This is a genomic window from Streptomyces sp. SCL15-4 (genome assembly GCF_033366695.1).
Taxonomy (GTDB): Bacteria; Actinomycetota; Actinomycetes; order Streptomycetales; family Streptomycetaceae; genus Streptomyces.
The window spans coordinates 7,129,917-7,149,081 of record NZ_JAOBTQ010000001.1 but is presented as its reverse complement, the minus strand read 5'-3'; the positions used below and the strand labels follow the sequence as shown (position 1 = coordinate 7,149,081).

General features: G+C 75.0%; 12 protein-coding genes and 1 pseudogene. 6 read left to right on the top strand and 7 right to left on the bottom strand.

The annotated features are described in order from the left end of the window. Window positions 1-69: 69 nt before the first annotated feature. Together SCK26_RS32185 and SCK26_RS32180 are read left to right on the top strand one after the other, a co-directional pair. Window positions 70-1,404 carry an FAD-dependent oxidoreductase gene (locus SCK26_RS32185; protein ID WP_318204859.1) on the top strand — a complete coding sequence of 445 codons (1,335 nt, stop codon included), beginning with the start codon at window positions 70-72 and terminating at the stop codon, window positions 1,402-1,404. Between the two features lie 171 nt (window positions 1,405-1,575). Further along, complete coding sequence (locus SCK26_RS32180) at window positions 1,576-2,985, top strand: nucleobase:cation symporter-2 family protein (RefSeq protein ID WP_318204858.1); 1,410 nt, start codon at window positions 1,576-1,578, stop codon at window positions 2,983-2,985. Here the strand turns inward: SCK26_RS32180 and SCK26_RS32175 are convergent. After that, window positions 2,884-3,300 (bottom strand): ArsR/SmtB family transcription factor, encoded by a 417-nt coding sequence (locus SCK26_RS32175; protein WP_412080873.1) that lies wholly within the window; start codon window positions 3,298-3,300, stop codon window positions 2,884-2,886. The two genes, SCK26_RS32180 and SCK26_RS32175, sit on opposite strands and share 102 nt — an antisense overlap. 108 nt (window positions 3,301-3,408) lie before the next feature. Here SCK26_RS32175 and SCK26_RS32170 point away from each other — a divergent pair, with 108 nt between their 5' ends. Then, a complete protein-coding gene (locus SCK26_RS32170; RefSeq protein ID WP_318204856.1) occupies window positions 3,409-4,488 on the top strand; it encodes an NADH:flavin oxidoreductase/NADH oxidase in 1,080 nt (359 codons plus the stop codon). 182 nt (window positions 4,489-4,670) lie between these two features. Here the strand turns inward: SCK26_RS32170 and SCK26_RS32165 are convergent. The 3 genes and pseudogenes from SCK26_RS32165 to SCK26_RS32155 all read right to left on the bottom strand — a co-directional run bounded on the left by SCK26_RS32165 (window position 4,671) and on the right by SCK26_RS32155 (window position 11,358). Continuing rightward, window positions 4,671-8,978: pseudogene (locus SCK26_RS32165) on the bottom strand (HAD-IC family P-type ATPase). A gap of 6 nt (window positions 8,979-8,984) precedes the next feature. After that, entirely contained in the window at window positions 8,985-9,536 is a 552-nt protein-coding gene (locus tag SCK26_RS32160) for a hypothetical protein (protein WP_318204854.1), read from the bottom strand. A gap of 499 nt (window positions 9,537-10,035) precedes the next feature. Next, window positions 10,036-11,358 (bottom strand): PHB depolymerase family esterase, encoded by a 1,323-nt coding sequence (locus tag SCK26_RS32155; RefSeq protein WP_318204853.1) that lies wholly within the window; start codon window positions 11,356-11,358, stop codon window positions 10,036-10,038. A gap of 358 nt (window positions 11,359-11,716) precedes the next feature. Here SCK26_RS32155 and SCK26_RS32150 point away from each other — a divergent pair, with 358 nt between their 5' ends. Next, window positions 11,717-12,505, top strand: a complete 789-nt coding sequence (locus SCK26_RS32150; RefSeq protein ID WP_318204852.1) for a pectate lyase — start codon at window positions 11,717-11,719, stop codon at window positions 12,503-12,505. 40 nt (window positions 12,506-12,545) lie between these two features. Here the strand turns inward: SCK26_RS32150 and SCK26_RS32145 are convergent, their stop codons facing one another. Both SCK26_RS32145 and SCK26_RS32140 read right to left on the bottom strand, forming a co-directional pair. Beyond that, entirely contained in the window at window positions 12,546-13,847 is a 1,302-nt protein-coding gene (locus SCK26_RS32145; RefSeq protein WP_412080804.1) for a benzoate/H(+) symporter BenE family transporter, read from the bottom strand. Between the two features lie 245 nt (window positions 13,848-14,092). After that, complete coding sequence (locus SCK26_RS32140) at window positions 14,093-14,848, bottom strand: PaaX family transcriptional regulator C-terminal domain-containing protein (protein WP_318204851.1); 756 nt, start codon at window positions 14,846-14,848, stop codon at window positions 14,093-14,095. A 71-nt stretch (window positions 14,849-14,919) separates the two neighbouring features. Between SCK26_RS32140 and SCK26_RS32135 the strand changes: the two genes are divergently transcribed. Continuing rightward, window positions 14,920-16,587 (top strand): DNA alkylation response protein, encoded by a 1,668-nt coding sequence (locus SCK26_RS32135; RefSeq protein ID WP_318204850.1) that lies wholly within the window; start codon window positions 14,920-14,922, stop codon window positions 16,585-16,587. Between the two features lie 484 nt (window positions 16,588-17,071). On the opposite strand, the gene SCK26_RS32130 is transcribed toward SCK26_RS32135, so the two are convergent. Next, a complete protein-coding gene (locus tag SCK26_RS32130) occupies window positions 17,072-17,659 on the bottom strand; it encodes a hypothetical protein (protein WP_318204849.1) in 588 nt (195 codons plus the stop codon). A gap of 273 nt (window positions 17,660-17,932) precedes the next feature. On the opposite strand from SCK26_RS32130, the gene SCK26_RS32125 reads away from it, so the two are divergent. Then, window positions 17,933-19,018 carry a sialidase family protein gene (locus tag SCK26_RS32125; RefSeq protein ID WP_318204848.1) on the top strand — a complete coding sequence of 362 codons (1,086 nt, stop codon included), beginning with the start codon at window positions 17,933-17,935 and terminating at the stop codon, window positions 19,016-19,018. The last annotated feature ends 147 nt before the right edge of the window (window positions 19,019-19,165 follow it).

The following is a 19,165-nucleotide window of genomic DNA, read 5'->3' as shown; positions in this document are numbered from 1 at the left end:
CCCGCCGGGCCTCCGCGGTGCCATGCTGGAACCGTCCGCACGCCCCTCCTTCGGGCAAGGAGTACCGCTGTGCTGCGTGTCGCCGTCGTCGGATCCGGGCCGAGCGGGTGTTACACCGCCCAGAGCCTGGTGCAGCGTGATCCGGAGGTCCTGGTGGACGTCCTGGACCGGCTGCCGTGTCCCTACGGCCTGGTCCGCTACGGCGTCGCACCCGACCACGAGAAGATCAAGTCCCTCCAGGGCAGCCTGCGGACGGTGCTGGAGCACGAGCGGGTGCGGTTCCTCGGCGGGGTCCGGGTGGGCGGCCCCGGCGGCCTGCCGGTGGAGCGGCTGAGGAGGCTGTACCACGCGGTGGTGTACTGCGTGGGCGCCGCCGCCGACCGGCGGCTCGGGATCCCCGGCGAGGACCTGCCGGGCAGCTTCCCGGCGACCGGGTTCGTCTCCTGGTACAGCGCGCACCCGGACGCGGCGGACGCGGGCTATCTGCGTGGGGTCCGGTCGGCGGTGGTCGTCGGCGTCGGCAATGTCGCGGTGGACGTCGCCCGGATCCTGGTCCGGGGCGCGGCGGAGCTGCGCGGTACGGACATCCCGCAGGCCGCGCTGGACACGCTGGCGGCGAGCGGGCTCACCGAGGTGCACATGGTGGGCCGGCGCGGCCCCGCCCAGGCCCGCTTCACCACCAAGGAGCTGCGGGAGCTGGACGGCCTTCCCGGCACCGGGGTGACCGTGGACAAGGCCGACCTGGCGCTCGACCCGGCCGACCCCGGCGCGCTGCCGGCCGGACAGCGCCGCAATGTGGAGGTGCTGCGCGGCTGGGCGGCGCGGCCCGTGGCGGCGGCCGCCCGGCGGATCCGGCTGCGGTTCTTCCTGCGCCCGGTGGAACTGCTGGAAGCCGGCGGCCGGGTGGGTGCCGTCCGCTTCGAGCGCACGGCACCGGACGGCCTGGGCGGCGTGGCGGGGACGGGCCGGTACGAGGACGTGCCCGCGCAGTTGGTGCTGCGCTCGGTGGGCTATCGCGGAGTGGCCCTGGAGGGCCTGCCGTTCGACACCGCGCGCGGCACGGTCCCGCACCGGGAGGGCCGCGTCCTGCGGGACGGCGCGCCCTCTCCCGGCGAGTACGTCGCCGGGTGGATCAAGCGCGGGCCGACCGGGGTCATCGGCACCAACCGGCCCTGCGCCAAGGAGACGGCGACCTCGCTGCTCGCGGACGCGCCCGCCTTGGCCCGCGCGGACGTGCCGGCCGATCCGGTGGCCGCGCTGCGGGCGGCCGGCGCCGATCCCGTGCCCTGGGGCGGCTGGCTGGCGATCGAGCGGGCCGAGGCCGAGCTGGGGTCACGGCTGGGGCGCGGCGTGGTCAAGCTGGCCGACTGGGACACGCTGCTCGCGGCGGCACGGGTGCCGTAGCGAGAGGGGCGGGCCGAGGGCGGCGGGCCGGGGCCGGCGTTCCCGGCGGGCGGGACACACAGCGGCAACAGGCCTGAAATCAACAAACTGTTCAAGGCCCTTACGGTCTCGTCCTGTCCGGATGTCGCGATGTCCGGATCCCGCTCCCCGTCCGCCGCAGATGGAGACCTCATGGCCACGCCCGCAGCCGCGCACCCCGTCGACGAGATACCCCCGTTCCGGCAACTGGCCGCCTTCGGGCTCCAGCACGTGCTCGCGATGTACGCGGGCGCCGTCGCCGTGCCGCTGATCGTGGGCGGCGCGATGAGACTGCCGCCGGCCGACCTGGCGTACCTGATCACGGCCGACCTGCTGGTGTGCGGGATCGCCACGCTGATCCAGTGCGTCGGGTTCCGGCGGTTCGGGGTGCGGCTGCCGGTCATGCAGGGGTGCACGTTCGCGGCCGTGTCGCCGATGGTGCTCATCGGGACGACGGGCGGCGGACTGCCCGCGATCTACGGCTCCGTGATCGTCGCTGGCCTCGCGATCACGCTGCTCGCACCGGTCTTCGGCAGGCTGCTGCGCTTCTTCCCGCCGCTGGTGACCGGCACGGTGATCCTGATCATCGGCGTCTCGCTGCTGCCGGTCGCGGGCAACTGGGCGGCGGGCGGTGCCGGTGCGAAGGACTTCGGGGCGCCGCGGAACCTGGCGCTGGCGGGCTTCGTGCTGGCCGTGGTGCTCGGTGTGCAGCGGTTCGCGCCCGCCTTCCTCTCCCGGATCGCCGTGCTCGTCGGCATCGCCGCCGGTCTGGCGGTCGCGGTGCCGCTCGGCGTCGCCGACTTCGGCGGGGTCGCCGACGCCGGCTGGGTGGGCATCAGCACGCCGTTCCACTTCGGGGCGCCCGAGTTCCGGGTGTCCGCGATCGCGTCCATGCTCGTGGTGGCCCTGGTGACGATGACCGAGACCGCCGGTGACCTGATCGCCGTCGGCGAGCTGACCGGGCGGAAGGTCGAGCCGCGCACGCTGGCCGACGGGCTGCGCGCGGACGGTCTGTCGACCGTGCTGGGCGGGGTGTTCAACACCTTCCCGTACACGGCGTTCGCGCAGAACGTGGGCCTGGTGGGCATGACCCGGGTGCGCAGCCGCTGGGTGGTCGCCGCGGCCGGCGGCATCCTGGTGCTGCTCGGCCTGCTGCCCAAGCTGGGTGCGGTGGTCGCGGCGATCCCGGCGCCGGTGCTCGGCGGGGCCGGGCTGGTGATGTTCGGGACGGTCGCGGCGAGCGGGCTGCGGACGCTGGCCCGGGTCGACTTCCGGGACAACGGCAATCTGACCGTGGTGGCCGTCTCGGTGGCGATCGGCATGCTCCCGGTGGGCGTGCCCGCGGTCTACGCCAGGTTCCCGGACTGGTTCCAGACCGTGATGGACAGCGGGATCAGCTCGGGCTGCCTGTCCGCGATCGCGCTGAACCTGCTCTTCAACCACCTTCCGGTGCGGGGTGGTTCAGCCGGCGGCCGGAATTCGGCCGATGTCACCGAGCCGGCCGGCCTGCCGGTCGGCCGCGGCGAGGAGGCTGTCGAGCAGCCCAGGGAAGAGGCTCTCTAGATCGTCCCGGCGCAGGCCGTTCATCTTGGCCGTCCCTCGGTAGACCTGCCGGACGACCCCGGCCTCCCGCAGCACCCGGAAGTGGTGCGTGGTGGTGGACTTGGTCACCGGCAGCTCGAACTGCGAGCAGGTCAACTCTTCTTCGCGGGCGGACAGTTCGCGCACGATCTGCAACCGCATCGGGTCGGAGAGCGCGTGCAGCACGGACTCCAGCCGGATGTGCTCGCGGTCCGGGTGCGGCAGCGCGCGTCCGGTGGTGGCTGTCTCGGTCACGGCGACCGCCCTTCGTCGCGGGACTTCTTCGACGACGACCATCGTACGAGATGTCTCGTAGTTTGACACGTCTCGTACTTTCACGTTCCTCGTAGTACGGTGAACGCCGTACGAAGCTATCAGGCCACCCGTGACGAAATGGAGTCCGTCATGTCCGCGCTCTTCGAGCCCCTCACCCTGCGCGAAGTGACCATCCCGAACCGGGTATGGATGGCCCCGATGTGCCAGTACTCCGCCGAGCCGGAGGGCCCGCTCGCCGGAGCCCCGCACGACTGGCACTTCGCGCACTACGCGGCGCGGGCCGCCGGCGGCACCGGTCTGATCGTGGTGGAGGCCACCGCGGTCGCGCCCGAGGGCCGGATCTCCCCGTACGACCTCGGACTGTGGAACGACACCCAGGTGGAGGCCTTCCGGCGGATCACCCGGTTCCTCACCGCGCAGGGCACCGTGCCGGCCGTCCAGCTCGGACACGGAGGACGCAAGGCGTCCACCGAGCGGCCGTGGAAGGGCGGCGCGCCCGTCGGACCGGACGCGCACGGCTGGCAGCCGCTCGCCCCCAGCGCCGTCCCGTTCGACGAACGCCACCCGGTGCCGACCGAGCTGACCGCCGACGAGATCAAGGAGATCGTCGGGCAGTTCGCCGCCGCCGCGCGCCGGGCGCTGGCCGCGGGCTTCGAGGCCGTCGAGATCCACGGCGCCCACGGCTACCTGATCAACGAGTTCCTCTCCCCCCACTCCAACCACCGCACGGACGCCTACGGCGGCTCGTACGACAACCGTGTCCGGTTCGCCCTGGAGGTCGTGGCCGCCGTACGCGAGGTGTGGCCCGACCAGAAGCCGGTGTTCTTCCGCATCTCCGCCACCGACTGGCTGGACGAGGCCGGCTGGACCCCCGACGACACGGTCCGCTTCGCCCGCGATCTGCACGCCCACGGGGTGGACCTGCTCGACGTCTCCACCGGCGGCAACGCGAGCAGCGTCAGCATCCCGACCGGACCGGGCTACCAGGTGCCGTTCGCCGCCCGGGTGAAGGCCGAGACCCCGCTGCCGGTCGGCGCCGTCGGGCTGATCACCGAGGCCGGGCAGGCGGAGAAGATCCTGGCGAACGGCGAGGCCGACGTGGTCCTGCTCGGCCGGGAACTGCTGCGCAACCCGTCCTGGGCCCGGCAGGCCGCCCGCGAACTGGGCGCGGAGATCCGGGTACCGGACCAGTACCACCGCTCCGTCTGACCCCGCCGTCACACCGGCGGGGCCGCGCCCGGAGCCGGGGCACTACGGCGGTCCCGCGGTGCCGGCTGGGTATGCGGCACGGTCCGACCGACCCGAAGGCGCCGAACAGGGGCGCCGTGAGTACCGCTCGGAGCCCCGGCCGTGTCGGCCTGCCGGTCACGTTCGTTGCGGCGCGCCGGCCGTCACCTGCCCGGCAGCAGTCGTGCCACGGTTTCCTCCAGGCGGGGCAGGGACCGCTGGCCCGCCAGGGCCAGGGCGATCGCGGCGACGACGCCCGCCCACGCCACCGGGCCGAGCGGGGTGCAGCCGAACGCACGGCTGAGGACCGGCGTCTGGACCACGGCGACGAGCGCCAGCGCGGAGCCCAGCGAGGTCACCTGCACCAGCCGGCTGTCCCGCCGGTCGAGCAGGGTCTGCACCAGCTGGGTGCCGACCACCCCGCACAGGGCCATGGTGCTGGAGCGGCGGGCGGTGCCCGGGGTGAAGCGGCCGATCAGCCAGGCCGTGACCGCGCCGAGGCAGGTGGTCAGCGCCCGGTGCCGGATCTGCCGCAGCAGCGGGGCGCCCAGCACCACGGCGGCGTCCTCCGGCGATCCGCTGCGCGCCCGGACGGTGCCCTGCCCGTCCTCCTTCTCCGTCACCGCCACGGCCATCGACGGGAACAGGTCGGTGAACAGGTTCACCATCAGCATCTGCCGGGTGGACAGCGGCGCCCGCCCGGACAGCAGGGTGCCGATGATGCCGAAGCCGACCTCGCCCGCGTTGCCGCCGATCAGGATGGCGATGGCGTCGGCGACGCTGTGCCACAGGGCGCGGCCCTCGCCGACCGCGTCGACCAGCACCGTCAGATCGTCGTCGGTCAGCACGATGTCCGCCGCGTTGCGGGCGGCGGCCGAACCCCGGGCGCTGATGCCGACGCCGATGTCGGCGGCACGGATGGCGGCGGCGTCGTTGGCGCCGTCGCCGACCATGCCGACCACCCGCCCCGCGTCCCGCAGCGCCTCCACGACCTGGAGCTTCTGCTCGGGCGCCACCCGGGCCACCACGCCCGCGTCGCGCAGCATCCGGGCCCGGGCCGCGCGGTCGGCGGCGGCCAGTTCGTCGCCGGTGACCACCACGGTGTCCGCCGGCCAGCCCAGGTCGGCGGCGATGGCCCGCGCGGTCTGCGGATGGTCGCCGGTGAGCATCACCGGTCGTACGCCCGCCCCGTTGAGCGCGTTCACGAGGGCCGTGGAGGTGTCGCGAGGTACGTCGGACAGTGCCAGCAGCCCGATGAACTCCAGGTTCTCCAGCGGCCGTTCCAGGGCCGCGTCCTCCTTCTCGCCCTCGTCGAGCCGCCGCTCGGCCACCGCGAGCACCCGCAGTCCGTCCCCGGCCAGCGCGTGGGCGGTGTCGAAGGCGTGCTCCGGCAACCCGGGGCAGGCGGGCAGCACGGTCTCCGGGGCGCCCTTGACCACCAGCACGGACGGGCCGTCCCCGGCGCGGCCGACGGCGGCGGCGTATCCGCGCGCGGCCTCGAATGGCAGGTCGGCGAGCCGGGTCCAGTCCGCGTCGGGCGGCGCGGCGGCGAGCACGGCCTCGTCGGTGGCGTGCACCGGCCGGTCGGAGCCGTCGTCCAGCTGCGGACAGGCCCGCGCGGCGGCCCGTACGGTGTCCTCGGCGCCGGCGTCGTCCACGGTGTGGACCGCGCCCCCGGTGTCGGCGGTACGCACCAGGCGCAGCCGGTTCTCGGTGAGCGTGCCGGTCTTGTCGAAGCAGACGGTGTCCATCCGGCCCAGCGCCTCCAGCGAACGCGGCGTGCGGACCAGGACGCCGCCCCGGCTCAGCCGCCGGGCGGCCGCCAGCTGGGCGACCGTGGCCACCAGCGGCAGTCCCTCCGGCACGGCGGCCACGGCCACCGCCACACCGCCGCTGACCGCCTCGCGGATCGGGGTGCCGCGCAGCAGTGCCAGTCCCGTCACCGCGGCGCCGCCCCCGAGGGTCAGCGGCAGCGCCTTGCGGCTGAGTTCCTGAAGCCTGGCCTGCACTCCGCCGGCCGCGGGCGTACGCGCGGCGAGGTGGACGGCGCGGGCGGCCTCGGTGCGATCGCCGATGTCGACCACGACGGCCCGGGCCTCCCCCGCCACCACCGTCGTCCCCTCGAAGACCATGCAGCGCCGGTCGGCGACGGCGGCGTGCGGGGTGGGGGCGGTCTGCTTCTCCACCGGCAGCGACTCGCCGGTCAGCGCGGACTCGTCCACCTCCAGGCCCTCCTGCCACAGCAGCCGGGCGTCGGCGGGCACCACGTCGTCCGCCTTGAGCTGGATCACATGGCCCGGCCGCAGCCGGTTCGCCTCCACGGTCCGGGTGCCGCCCGCCGGGGCCTCGGCCGGCGGCGGCACCAGGCGGGCCTTCTGTTTCTGCTCCGCGACGAGCCCGGACAGCGCCCGTTCGGCCCGGAGCCGCTGGACTCCGCCGACCACGGCGTTCAGGTCGAGGGCGCCGACGACGAGCAGCGCGTCCACGACCGAGCCGAGGATCGCGGACGCCGCCGAGCCGACGGCAAGCACCGGGGTGAGCGGGTCCTGGAGTTCGTCCCGGACGGCCCGGCCGAGCCGGTAGGACCAGCGGGCGGGCGCGGCGGCCGGATGCGCGACGACGCCCTTCGCCGCCTTGCGCATCCGGGTGGCCGGCGCGTCGGTCCCGGCGTCGGCGGCCGGTTCCCGGGCCAGCCGGTCGCGGGCCTCGTCCGCGCCGAGTTCGTGCCAGTGCACCCGGGGACGCGGGTGCGGGGCGCGGGCCGCCGCCACACCGAGCGCGGCGCGCACTCCGACAGCAGCGCGGTGGCGGCGCCGGCGTCGACCGGCGCGCCGCCGCAGCCCCGGCAGGATGGCGCGGCGGCCCCGCCGTCCGCCGGACTCGCCGACGGCGACGAGCAACCCGGACAGCGCGGCGCCGGAGCGGGCCAGCGTCTGGGCGCGGCGGCCGACCCTGCGGGCGGCCGGGACCGCGGTCAGGACCCGCCAGACGTCGGGCAGTCCGTGCGGGGCGAGGAGGTCCGCGCTCCAGACGACCGCGCCGTCCCGGTCGGTCAGGGCGAGGGCGATGTCGGCGGCGCGCAGGGCGGCGAGGACGTCGTGGTCGCCGGCCGAGCGCACCCGCGCGACGACCAGGACGGCGCCTTCCTCGCCGCGCGCCTCGTACACGACGTCGTCCAGCGGCCGGCGGGGGTCGACGACCTGGTCGGCGAGGCCGGTGAAGTCCTCCAGGGCCTCGTCGTCCACGAGCACGACCCGCAGCCCGGCCCGGCGGGCGGCGTCCAGCACCGGTTCGGCCCACGGGTCCGCCTCGCCGTCCTCGGTGCGCAGCGCGCCCGGGTGCAGCACGACGGTGCCGGCCATCTCCAGCTGGCGCAGCCGCTCCGGGGCGCGGACCAGTACGCCGGTGCGGGCCAGAGTGCCGGAGAGTACGGCGTGGAAGGCGGCCGGTCCGTAGCGGGCGGCCTTCGGAGAGCCGGCCAGCACGGCCTCCGCGGCCTCGGCGACGTCGTGCTTGACCAGCAGCGTGGCCGCCGCGCCCAGCACGCTGCCGGCGGAGGCGTGGGCGGCGTACTCCTGGGCCGGTGAGACGTGCAGCGGCGGACGGGGCGGGCCGTCCGGGGCGAGACTGATCCGCCGCGGGGCGCACAGCTGGTCGTGCACCGCGTCGAAGGCGGCCGAGCGGGCCAGCGTCTCGGCCATCTGGCAGGCGCGCAGGGCACCGTCCAGGATCAGTGAGGCGGGGGTCTGCCCGGCGCCGTGCACGGCCGCGTTGGCGCAGGCCAGCGCGAGGTCCATGCCGGAGTCGCCGAGCCGGGCGCGCAGCCGCGAGCGAAAGCGCGGGTTCTCCCGCAGCAGGGTCACGACGGCGGTCACCATCCGCGGCGAGGGCGGCAGCCGCAGGCCGTAGGCGGTCAGGGCCACGGCGATGCCGACGGCGTCGGCGGCGAGCGTGGCCGCGGCGGCGCGCACCCCGGCCGGGTCGGCCGGGTGGGTGATCTCGGCGTCGTCCCCGCCGGCCAGCGCCAGTCCGTGCCGTTCGGCCAGGTCCGCCGCGTGCGCGAGCACCCGGTCGGCGGCCTGCTCGCCGGTCGCGGTCACCACCAGCCTGGCCAGCCCCTGGTCCCAGTAGGCGACCAGGACGTCGGGATGCTCCTGAAGCGCCTCGGCCATCCGGCGCGCCAGCTGCGCGGTACCGCCCGCGTGCCGTGCCAGGTCCCGTTCCAGGGGGCGTACGGCCAGATGGGCGCGGGCGCCGGAGCGCCAGTGCGTACCGGCGCCGGGCAGCGCGTTGCGGGCGACCCGGGCGACCCGGGCGGCGGCGTCCGCGCCGCGCACACCGGCACGCGCGGTACCGGCGGCGGCACCGGCGGCCATGCCGACCGCCGGTGCCGCCGCCCGCGTGAGCAGGCGTGGTGCCGCGGGCAGCCGTCGTACGGCGGCCGACGGCGCCGTCAGCAGACCGGCCACCATGACCTCCTAGAGCGTGGTGCGGTCGGGCCGGGCGGTCGGCCCGAGAGGACCGGAGGACCCCTTGGTCGCGGACGTTCCGGCGCCGTGCTCGGCTTCCGGCGGCCGGGACGTCCCGGCGGGCCCGGCTCCCTTGGCCCGCCCGGAGGGCCGGGCGGTCGCAACGGCCCCGCTGCCGCCGGATGCGCCCTCGATCGCCTGGCCGCCGTGCGCGCCGCCGGTGCCGGACCTGAGGGCCGCGGTGCCGAGGTCGTGCGCGGGCTCCGGGCGCTGTCCGGCGGCGTCCCCGCCCTCCTCCGGCCGGCCGGGCCGGGGCTGGGTGAGCCAGGCCACCGCCGCGCCGGTGAGCGCCACGGGCCACTCCACCACGCCCGCCGCGCCGAGCATCCCGGCACCCGCGTACACCGCCATGCGCCGCCCGCGGGGCGAGACCGCGCCGATCTTGTCGAGTGTCTCCTCGGCGGCCCTGCTCACCGTTCCGGCGCCGGGCACCCGGCTCAGGACCGAGGCGGCGCCGCGCAGGGGCGCCGTGAGGGCCGACGACGACTTCTGCTCAGCCATGACTCTCCTCGGGGGTGAGATCCGCCTTGCGTGCCCCCCGAGTGCCCCTCGACCGCGCTGGTCATCCCCACTTTCCCGGGGAACGCCCACCGCCGCCGGGAAACCTCGCGGCACAGGACGACACCGCCCGCGACGGCCCCCGAAACGGCTGGCCGGTTCCGGACGGGACCACGGGGCCACGGACGCCGCGTCGGCGTTGCGGAGGTCTCGCGCGGGGTCGTCCGTACGGGGTGCTGCCGTCGACGGCCGCCGGTGACGTCGCAGCACCGCACGCCACCGCGTGGACCCTGGACGAGGTGCGGGAGTCCTTACCTGCGCGCCGGTGCGGACCCCGCACCCCGGAACGCGGAGCATCAGCCGACTCCCAGGCACCACACCCGGGTTCGTGCGGCCCCGGTCGCCGGCCCCTCGGCCGGTGCGGGGGTCCCTCAGGGTCCCGCACCGGCGGAATGCGCACCGTCCGGCCACCTCTCCGCCGGGCCGGTGCGCGATCCGGTGGTCAGCCCACCGCGCAGGCACTCCCGTTGAGGCTGAACGCGGTCGGTGTCCCGCTGTTCCCGGTGTGCGCGGCCTGGTAGCCGAGGGTCACGCTGCCGCCGGGGGCGATGGTGGCGTTGTACGCGGCGTCGGTCGCCGTCACCGCGCCGGTGCGGGGGCTGTACGTGGCGCTCCAGCCGTTGGTGATGGTCTGGCCGGCCGGGAGGGTGAAGGCGAGTTTCCAGCCGTTCACCGGGGCCGTGCCGGTGTTGGTGACGGTGAGGGAGGCGGTCAGACCGGTGCTCCAGGTGCTGACGGCGGCCGTCACCTCGCACGCTCCGGCGGGCGGCTGCGGGTCGGTGCCGCCGTCGCCGTCGCCGTCGAGGCCGAAGAAGGTCAGGGCGCGGGAGGCCATGCCCCAGCTGTAGAGGTTGTGGCCGACGCCCTGCAGGCTGATCGCCTCGACGGGAGCCCGGTCACCGGTGCCGCCGTAGCGGGTGCGGGACCAGCCGGCGGCGGGAGTGTCGGTGGCGGCGGGGGTCTGGCTCACGCCGAGCACGTTCGTCCACTGCTTGATCTCCTCCCCGAAGTTGGGGTAGCGCAGGGTGTCGTCCTCGGTGCCGTGCCACAGCTGCATCCGCGGGCGGGGGCCGGTGTAGCCGGGGTAGGCGGCGCGGACCAGGTCGCCCCACTGCTGCGGGGTGCGGGTGAGGGTGCCGCCGGAACAGGCGCTGTTCCACTCCGAGCCGTCGGTGGTGGCGAAGCAGCCGAAGGGAACGCCGGAGAAGGCGGCGCCCGCGGCGAACACGTCGGGGTAGTCGCCGAGCAGGACGTTGGTCATCATCGCGCCGGACGAGATGCCGGTGACGAAGATCCGGCCGGTGTCGGCCGCGTAGGTGCGGGTCGCCCAGTCGACCATGGACCGGATGCCGACCGGGTCGCTGCCGCCGTCGTGGCGCAGTGCCTGGGGGGACGACACGTCGAAGCACTTGCTGGCGCGGGTGACGGACGGGTAGACGAGGACGAACCCGTGCCGGTCGGCCAGCGCGGGCCATTCGGTGCCGGAGTACATCGCGGAGGCGGAGCCGCCGCACCAGTGCACGGCCACCACGACCGCCGGGTGCGGGCCGACGTTCTGCGGGACGTAGACGTACATCTGGAGGTTGCTCGGGTTGACGCCGAATCCGGTGACCTCGGTGAGGGTGGCCGCGGGAACGGCCCGGGTCTGGGCCCCGGCCGGCGGTGCGGCGAGGGCGAGCGCCGCCAGCAGCGGCAGCAGGGCGCCCAGCAGGGCGACAAGGACCTTGCGGAGACCGGTTCTCGAGCGGTGCGGTGTGGGGGGCACGTCGCCCGTCCCTTCTGATCGCGATGCGTGCGGGAGCCGTACGGTGTGCGCGTCGTGCGGGGAACACCGGGCATCGTGGCATGGACACGCAACTCATGGAAGCGCTCCCACATCACCTCCCGGGAACCGGAACAGTGCCTGCGCGACCGGTTGACTAGAAAGCGCTTGCCCCCTACGGTCCGTTCATCAGCGTGACCATCCGGTACGCAAGGCAGCCGATTCGGCCCCACAACAGCCTGCCATGCGTTCCGCCAGGCGCACGTGATTCACGTACATAACCCCACACCCCCACAGAGCCGCACCCCCGCGGAAGGGACGCACCGCTCTGACCACCCCACGAAAGAAGGCATCGCGGGACATGACCTCATCAGCGACCTCGCGCGGTCTGCTCGGCGGACTCGCCACCCTCGGACTCACGCTTGGCATGATCATGACCTCCGGGGCGCCGGCGGGCGCGGCCACCTGGCCGACCCCGAACGGCAGCCAGGCGGTCTCCTCGACCATCTCCGTGTCCGGCACCAAGGACTACGGGATGAAGCGGCTGTACGGCAGCGGCGACCTCGGCAGCGACAGCCAGGACGAGGACCAGGGCCCGCTGCTCGAGCTGGCTCCCGGCGCGGTCCTCAAGAACGTCGTCATCGGCTCCCCCGCCGCCGACGGCATCCACTGCCTGGGCAGCTGCACGCTGCAGAACGTGTGGTGGGAGGACGTCGGCGAGGACGCGGCCACCTTCCTCGGCTCCTCGTCGTCCAACGTCTACACCGTCAGCGGCGGCGGGGCGAAGGAGGCGAGCGACAAGGTGTTCCAGTTCAACGGCGCCGGCACGCTGAACGTCTCCGGCTTCGCGGTGAAGAACTTCGGGACGTTCGCCCGCTCCTGCGGCAACTGCAAGACCCAGTACAAGCGGACGATCAACCTCAGCGGCATCGAGGCGACCTACAAGGGCAGCAAGCTCGTCGGCATCAACACCAACTACGGCGACAGCGCGACCCTGCGGAACATCACCATCGTCGGGGACACCAGCAAGAAGATCATTCCCTGCCAGAAGTACATCGGCAACAACTCGGGTGCCGAACCGACCACGAACGGCTCGGGTCCGGACGGCACCTACTGCAAGTACTCCAGCTCGGACATCACCTACAAGTGAGCCCCGCGGGCCGGGCCGCCGCCGGCGGCCCGGCCGTGACTTACGCGCCGGCCGTCCGTCCGCGCCGCCGCCCGGACAGCACGAGGTGGGCGGCGACACCGAAAACGAGGCCCCAGAAGGCCGAGCCGATGCCGAACAGGGTGACACCGGAGGCGGTGGCCAGGAACGTGATCAGTGCGGCCTCGCGGTCCTTCTCCTCCTTGACCGCGCCGGTGAGGCCCCCGGCGAGCGCCCCGAACAGGGCGACCCCGGCGATGGCGGCGACCAGTTCCTCCGGCAGCCCGGCGAAGAAGGCCACCAGCGTCGAGCCGAAGGCGCCGACCAGCAGGTAGCAGACGCCGCAGGAGACACCCGCCACGTACCGCCGCCGGGGATCGGGGTGGGCCTCCGGGCCGGTGCAGATCGCGGCGGTGATCGCGGCCAGGTTGACCGCGTGCGACCCGAAGGGCGCGAGCACGGTGGACGCCACACCGGTGGTGCCGACGAGCAGCCGGTCCCCGGGCCGGTAGCCGGAGGCGGCGAGCACCGCCATGCCCGGGGCGTTCTGCGAGGCGAGGGTGGCGAGGATCAGCGGCACGGCGATGCCGACGAGCGAGGCGAGGGAGAAGTGCGGAGCGGTGAGCACCGGCCGGGCCAGCTCGATGTGGTCGACGTGGACGTGCAGCCGCGAGGTGGCCGCGCTGCCGGCGACCCCCGCGGCGAGCGCGATCAGCACCGCGTACCGGGGCAGCAGCCGCTTGGCCAGCAGGTAGGCCAGCAGCACCGGACCGGCGACCGCCGGTGCCGTCTTCAGCGAGGTGAAGACATGGGTGCCGAAACCGAACAGGACGCCCGCCAGCATCGCCGACACGACCGCCGCCGGCACCTGACGCATCAGCCACCCGAACACTCCGGTCAGCCCGACCAGCGTGAGGACGGCACCGGTGATGAGGAACGCGCCGACGGCCTCGGCGTACGAGTACGCGCCGAGGCTCGTCACCAGCAGCGCCGCGCCCGGCGTCGACCAGGCGGTGATGACCGGCATCCGGGTGCGCAGGCTCAGCCCGATGCAGGTCAGGCCGCTGCCTATGGAGATCGCCCACACCCAGGAGCTGGTCCGCGCGGTGTCGAGATGTCCGGCCGAGGCGGCCGAGAGCACGATGACCAGCGTTCCCGAGTAGGAGACGACGACGGCGACGAGGCCCGCCAGCACGGCGGACAGCGACGCGTCGCGCAGCAGCCGGGGCCGGCCCACCGGTAGCGCCGGTCCACCGGCCGGCTTCCCGGCGGGCTTCGCGGTCGGGCGGCCGGTGGAGTGCGCCGCGTCCGGCGGGGTGTCCGTCTCGGGGGACTCGGGGCTCAACGGTCTTCCTCCGTGGCCCCCTTCGGGGCCGGTTCCAGGTCGGCGACGAGATCGGCCGGGCTTCACGGACCGACGCGGCGGATCATGTCCTTCGGGCGGTGCCGTGCGGGCCCCTCGAAGGTACAGCGGCGTGCCACGGAGGATCTCCCGCCGTCCGCCGACGCGGTGTGCGCAGGCACCCGGCACGACCTGGGACGAGCGTGCGCGTCACCCGGACACGCCCCTCCGCCCCGCGCCCTTCGCTGTCACTCTCCTCCGCGCACGCCGAGACCCGCGCCTAGCTCCCGTCGGTATCCGGCGTACGCCGCCCGCAGTTCCTCACCCGGCCAGTCGGCGGGCAGCAGTGCGGGCGGCAGGACGGGGTCGGTGAGCAGATGACGGACGGCGGCGGCGTAGGCGGTGAACCGGTCGGCCGGGTGTGCGGCCCGGGCCGCGTGGGCGAGCAGGGTGCGCGCGGTGGCCGCCCAGCCGTCCGGCGGCCACAGCCGGGCGGCCAGTTCGCGCGGGGGCTCGTCGGGGCGGGCCGTGTACGTCAGCGCCACCCGGTGCACCTCGGCGGGCAGCGGCCGGTCGAGGTTGGCCGGGCGCAGCCATACGCCCTCGCGCAGCTCGGCCAGGCGCAGGCCCGTCAACCGGGCGCGCAGGTCGGCGCGTTCGGCGGGGCCGCGTCCGGTCGCCGTGATCACGACCATCTCCCAGTCGCCGTCCCACGCGCGCGTGCGCGGCCGTACGGCGTCGTCCTGGCGGCGCTGCCGTTCCAGCAGCCGGTCGCTGAGCCGGTAGACGGCGTCCGCGCGCCGCAGGTCTCCGGCGGCCACCATCCGGCTGAGCGCGGCCCGCAGCGTGGAGCCGCCGATCCCGAACGGCTCCACGAGCCGCACCAGGTCCCGCACCGGCAACTGGGGCGGGTGTGCGCCGAGCAGCAGACTCAGCACCACCGACCGGGCGGACAGCGGTCGCAGGGCCACCGGATCCGGCTCCGCCGGGACGTTCACGCGCATGGACCCGTACTGTACGTGCGCCCTCGTGTTGCAGTATTGCTACGACCGCAGGAAGAGTGCAGCATGCTGCCATGGTCTCGAATCCCGCGCAGTCACCGGCCCCGCCGCAGTCCGGCACGCACGACGTCACCAACCAGCCACCGCCGCTCGCTCCGTACGACGCCTCCGACGACCCGGCGCTGCTGGAGGGGCTGCGCCGGGAGGGTGCCGGGTGGGCCGAGGAGGACATCCGGCGGCTGGGGGCGCGCGCCGGGAGCGCGGAGGCGCAGGAGTGGGGCGAGCTGGCGAACCGGTACGAGCCGGTGCTGCGCACCCACGACCGCTACGGCCACCGCGTCGACGAGGTCGACTTCCACCCCAGCTGGCACCACCTGATGCGGACGGCGGTCGCCGAGGGCCTGGCCGGCGCCCCGTGGGCCGACGACCGGCCGGGCGCGCACGTGGCCCGGACGGCGGGCGGCCTGGTGTGGGGACAGACGGAGGCGGGACACGGCTGCCCCACGTCGATGACGTACGCCGCCGTACCCGCCCTGCGCGCCCAGCCGGATCTCGCCAAGGTGTACGAACCGCTGCTCACCAGCCGGGAGTACGACCCGGAGCTGCGCGTGCCCACCGACAAACCCGGGCTGCTCGCCGGGATGGGCATGACGGAGAAGCAGGGCGGCTCCGACGTCCGCACGAACACCACCGTCGCCACGCCCACCGGCGAGCCGGGCGTGTACACGCTGCGCGGGCACAAGTGGTTCACGTCGGCGCCGATGTGCGACGTCTTCCTGGTGCTCGCGCAGGCCCCGGGCGGGCTGTCGTGCTTCCTGGTGCCGCGTGTCCTGCCGGACGGCAGCCGCAACACCTTCCGCATCCAGCGGCTGAAGGACAAGCTGGGCAACCGGTCCAACGCCTCCTCCGAGCCGGAGTTCGACCGGACCGTGGCCTGGCTGGTGGGGCCGGAGGGGCGGGGTGTGAAGACCATCATCGAGATGGTCAACTGCACCCGGCTGGACTGTGTGATGGCCTCGGCGACCCTGATGCGCAAGACACTGGTCGAGGCGGGGCACCACGCCCGGCACCGCAGCGCCTTCGGCGCCCGGCTGGCCGACCAGCCGCTGATGCGCAACGTCCTGGCCGATCTCGCGCTGGAGTCGGAGGCCGCGACGACGCTCACGCTGCGGCTGGCGGGCGCGGCGGACCGCGCGGTGCGCGGGGACGCCGGGGAGCGGGCCTTCCGGCGGATCGCCACCGCCGTCGGCAAGTACTGGGTCACCAAGCGGGGTCCGGCCTTCACCGCCGAGGCCCTGGAGTGCCTCGGCGGCAACGGGTACGTCGAGGACTCCGGCATGCCCCGGCACTACCGGGAGGCGCCGCTGCTGTCGATCTGGGAGGGCTCCGGGAACGTCAACGCGCTCGACGTGCTGCGCGCCCTGGGCCGGGAACCGGACACCGTCGAGGCGCTGTTCGCCGAACTGGCCCTGGCGCGCGGGGCGGACGCCCGCCTCGACGCGACCGTGGCTTCGCTCAAGGCCCGGTTGGCCGAGACCGACCAGGTGGGCGCCCGCCGGCTGGTCGAGCGGATGGCGCTCGCGCTCCAGGCCTCCTTGCTCGTACGGCACGCCCCGCACCCGGTCGCGGACGCCTTCTGCGCGTCCCGGCTGGGCGGCGACTGGGGCCACGCGTTCGGCACCCTGCCCGCCGGAACCGACCTCGGCGCCATCCTGGAGCGCGCCCTGCCCGGCCGCGACTGAGCACCCTTCGCGGGACGTACGCGTGGCCGGCGGCCTCTCTCGGATCACACCCGGCTGACCGGGACGCCGACGGAGCCGGGGCGCGGCCGGTGTCGGGGCGCCGCAGGCACGCGTCTCCGGCGGCGGGCGCGCTGTGGTGGTCAGCGGGCGGTGACGCTCCGCCGTACTTCCCGCACTGCCACGCGCGTCGGCGCATCCCGGCGCGGAGGTACGCGGCGGCGCGGCTCGGCGGGGCCGGGCCCCGCGCCGCCGGCACCGCGCCGGCTCACCCGGATCGGACCGGCGCGGGAGCGGATTCCGGCCACGCGCGCGCTGTGGCGCGTCACCGGGCCACGACACCGGGCCCCGAACGAGGTCGTGCCCGTGGTCCGGGCCGCCTGGCCCCGACGGAACTCACCGCCACGCGACCTGCTCACCGCGGACCGGCCCGTACCCGCTGCCGCATCGCCCGCGACGGCACGCACGGCCCCGCGGTCGCGGCGGATCAGACCATGCGGCCCCACTGCGGGCCGAGGCGGGCCCATTCCGTGTCCCATGCCCGCAGGCGCCGGCGCTCCAGGCGGCCCCGCACGGCCAGGCCCGCGACGCAGGGCACGGCGGCGGCGCTCACGCCGACCAGGAGGCCGACCAGCGTGGCCCGGAAGGCGGCCTCGGAGGCGGTGACGGGGCGGTTGACGAGCCGGCCGCGCGAGTCGGTCCAGACGGTGACCGGCGTGCCCGGCTCGCTGCCGGCCCGTACGCGGACCCGGCCGGTGTGCGAGGAGCCGTCCACCGCGTGCCAGCGGGCCTGCGCCCAGACCCGCTCCCCGGCCCGGTCCTCCCGCGCGGGCGGCTTCGCCGGGACCCGTGTGACCACCCGGGCCACGGTGGGCCGCCGTTCGGTCCGCTCGCGGGCGAGCCCGTGCTCCACCGAGCCGGCCGCCAACAGGCCCGCCAGCACCCCGGCCAGGACGGTCAGCGAAAAGGCGCCGAGCACCACCCAGGCCTCCACCACGTCGGCCCGGCGTCTGAGCGGGTTGCGCCGCCAGCGCCACAGCCACACCTTCGGACCACGCAACGCCTTCAAAGGCATCCTCCTCACGAGCGCACCGACCGGCCGGACCGTCCTCCCGTACGGGAGGAATCGCTCCGCTGCTCACGACGAGCCGTCACCCCGACGGTCGCACGAGACACCCCTTTCGCGCAGGCGCATGCCGCAACGGAACCGCCGATCTTTGGCCATGGGCCGGTGACATGGCCCATGACCTGGGCGAACGCCTGCGTCGGGAGGGATTGTCAGTGGCGGGGTGCACACTGGCCGATATCTGACGGCTACCCGGACAAAGGCGTCCCGGAGGTGATCGGCATGGCCGAGGTACTGCTCGCGGTGGGCACCCGCAAGGGCCTGTTCATCGGGCGGCGGAGCGGCGGCTCCTGGGAGTTCGACGAACGTCCGTATTTCACCGCGCAGGCCGTCTACTCGGTCGCGATCGACACCCGGGCGTCCCGGCCCCGGCTGCTGGCGGGCGGCGACAGCACGCACTGGGGCCCGTCGGTGTTCCACTCCGACGACCTCGGCCGCACCTGGACCGAACCGGCCCGGCCCGCCGTGAGGTTCCCGAAGGACACCGGCGCATCCCTGGAGCGCGTCTGGCAGCTGCACCCGTCCGCGGCCGAACCGGACGTGGTGTACGCGGGCACGCAACCGGCCGCGCTGTACCGCTCGGAGGACCGCGGCGAGAGCTTCGCCCTGATCCGGCCGCTGTGGGAGCACCCGACGCGCTCCCGGTGGGTGCCGGGCCTGGGCGGCGAGGGCCTGCACACGGTGCTCACCGACGCGCGCGATCCGCGGGTCGTGACGGTGGCGGTCTCCGCGGCCGGGGTGTTCCGCACGACGGACGGCGGCGCGAGCTGGGCGCCGTCCAACTCCGGGGTGTCCGCGGTCTTCCTGCCGGACCCGCACCCGGAGTTCGGCCAGTGCGTGCCCAAGATCGCCAGAGACGCGCGCGACCCGGACCGGCTGTACCTGCAGAACCACTGGGGGGTCTACCGCAGCGACGACGCGGGCGCGCGCTGGACCGACATCGGCGCGGGCCTGCCGTCCACGTTCGGCTTCGCGGTGGCCGCCCATCCGCGCCGGGGCGACACGGCGTACGTCTTCCCGATCGGAGCCGACGTCGACCGGGTGCCCGCGGAGCACCGCTGCCGGGTGTTCCGCACCGCCGACGCGGGCCGGTCGTGGGAGCCGCTGGCCGAGGGGCTGCCGGCGGAGGACCACTACGGCACGGTGCTGCGGGACGCCCTGTGCACGGACGACTCCGATCCGGCCGGCGTGTACTTCGGCAACCGCAACGGCGAGGTGTTCGCCTCGGCCGACGACGGCGACAGCTGGCGGCAACTGGCCGCGCACCTGCCGGACGTGCTGTGCGTACGCGCGGCGGTGATCGGCTGACCCGCTCCTCGGCGAACCGGCCACACCCTGGGACGCAACCGCCGGCGCGAGCGGCCTCACCGACCGCTGCGCACCGGCCCCGGCCCCGGCGGAAACCCGGTCGTGCTTCGGCCATCGGTTGATCGGCGGCGGGCGTACGGCAGTAGG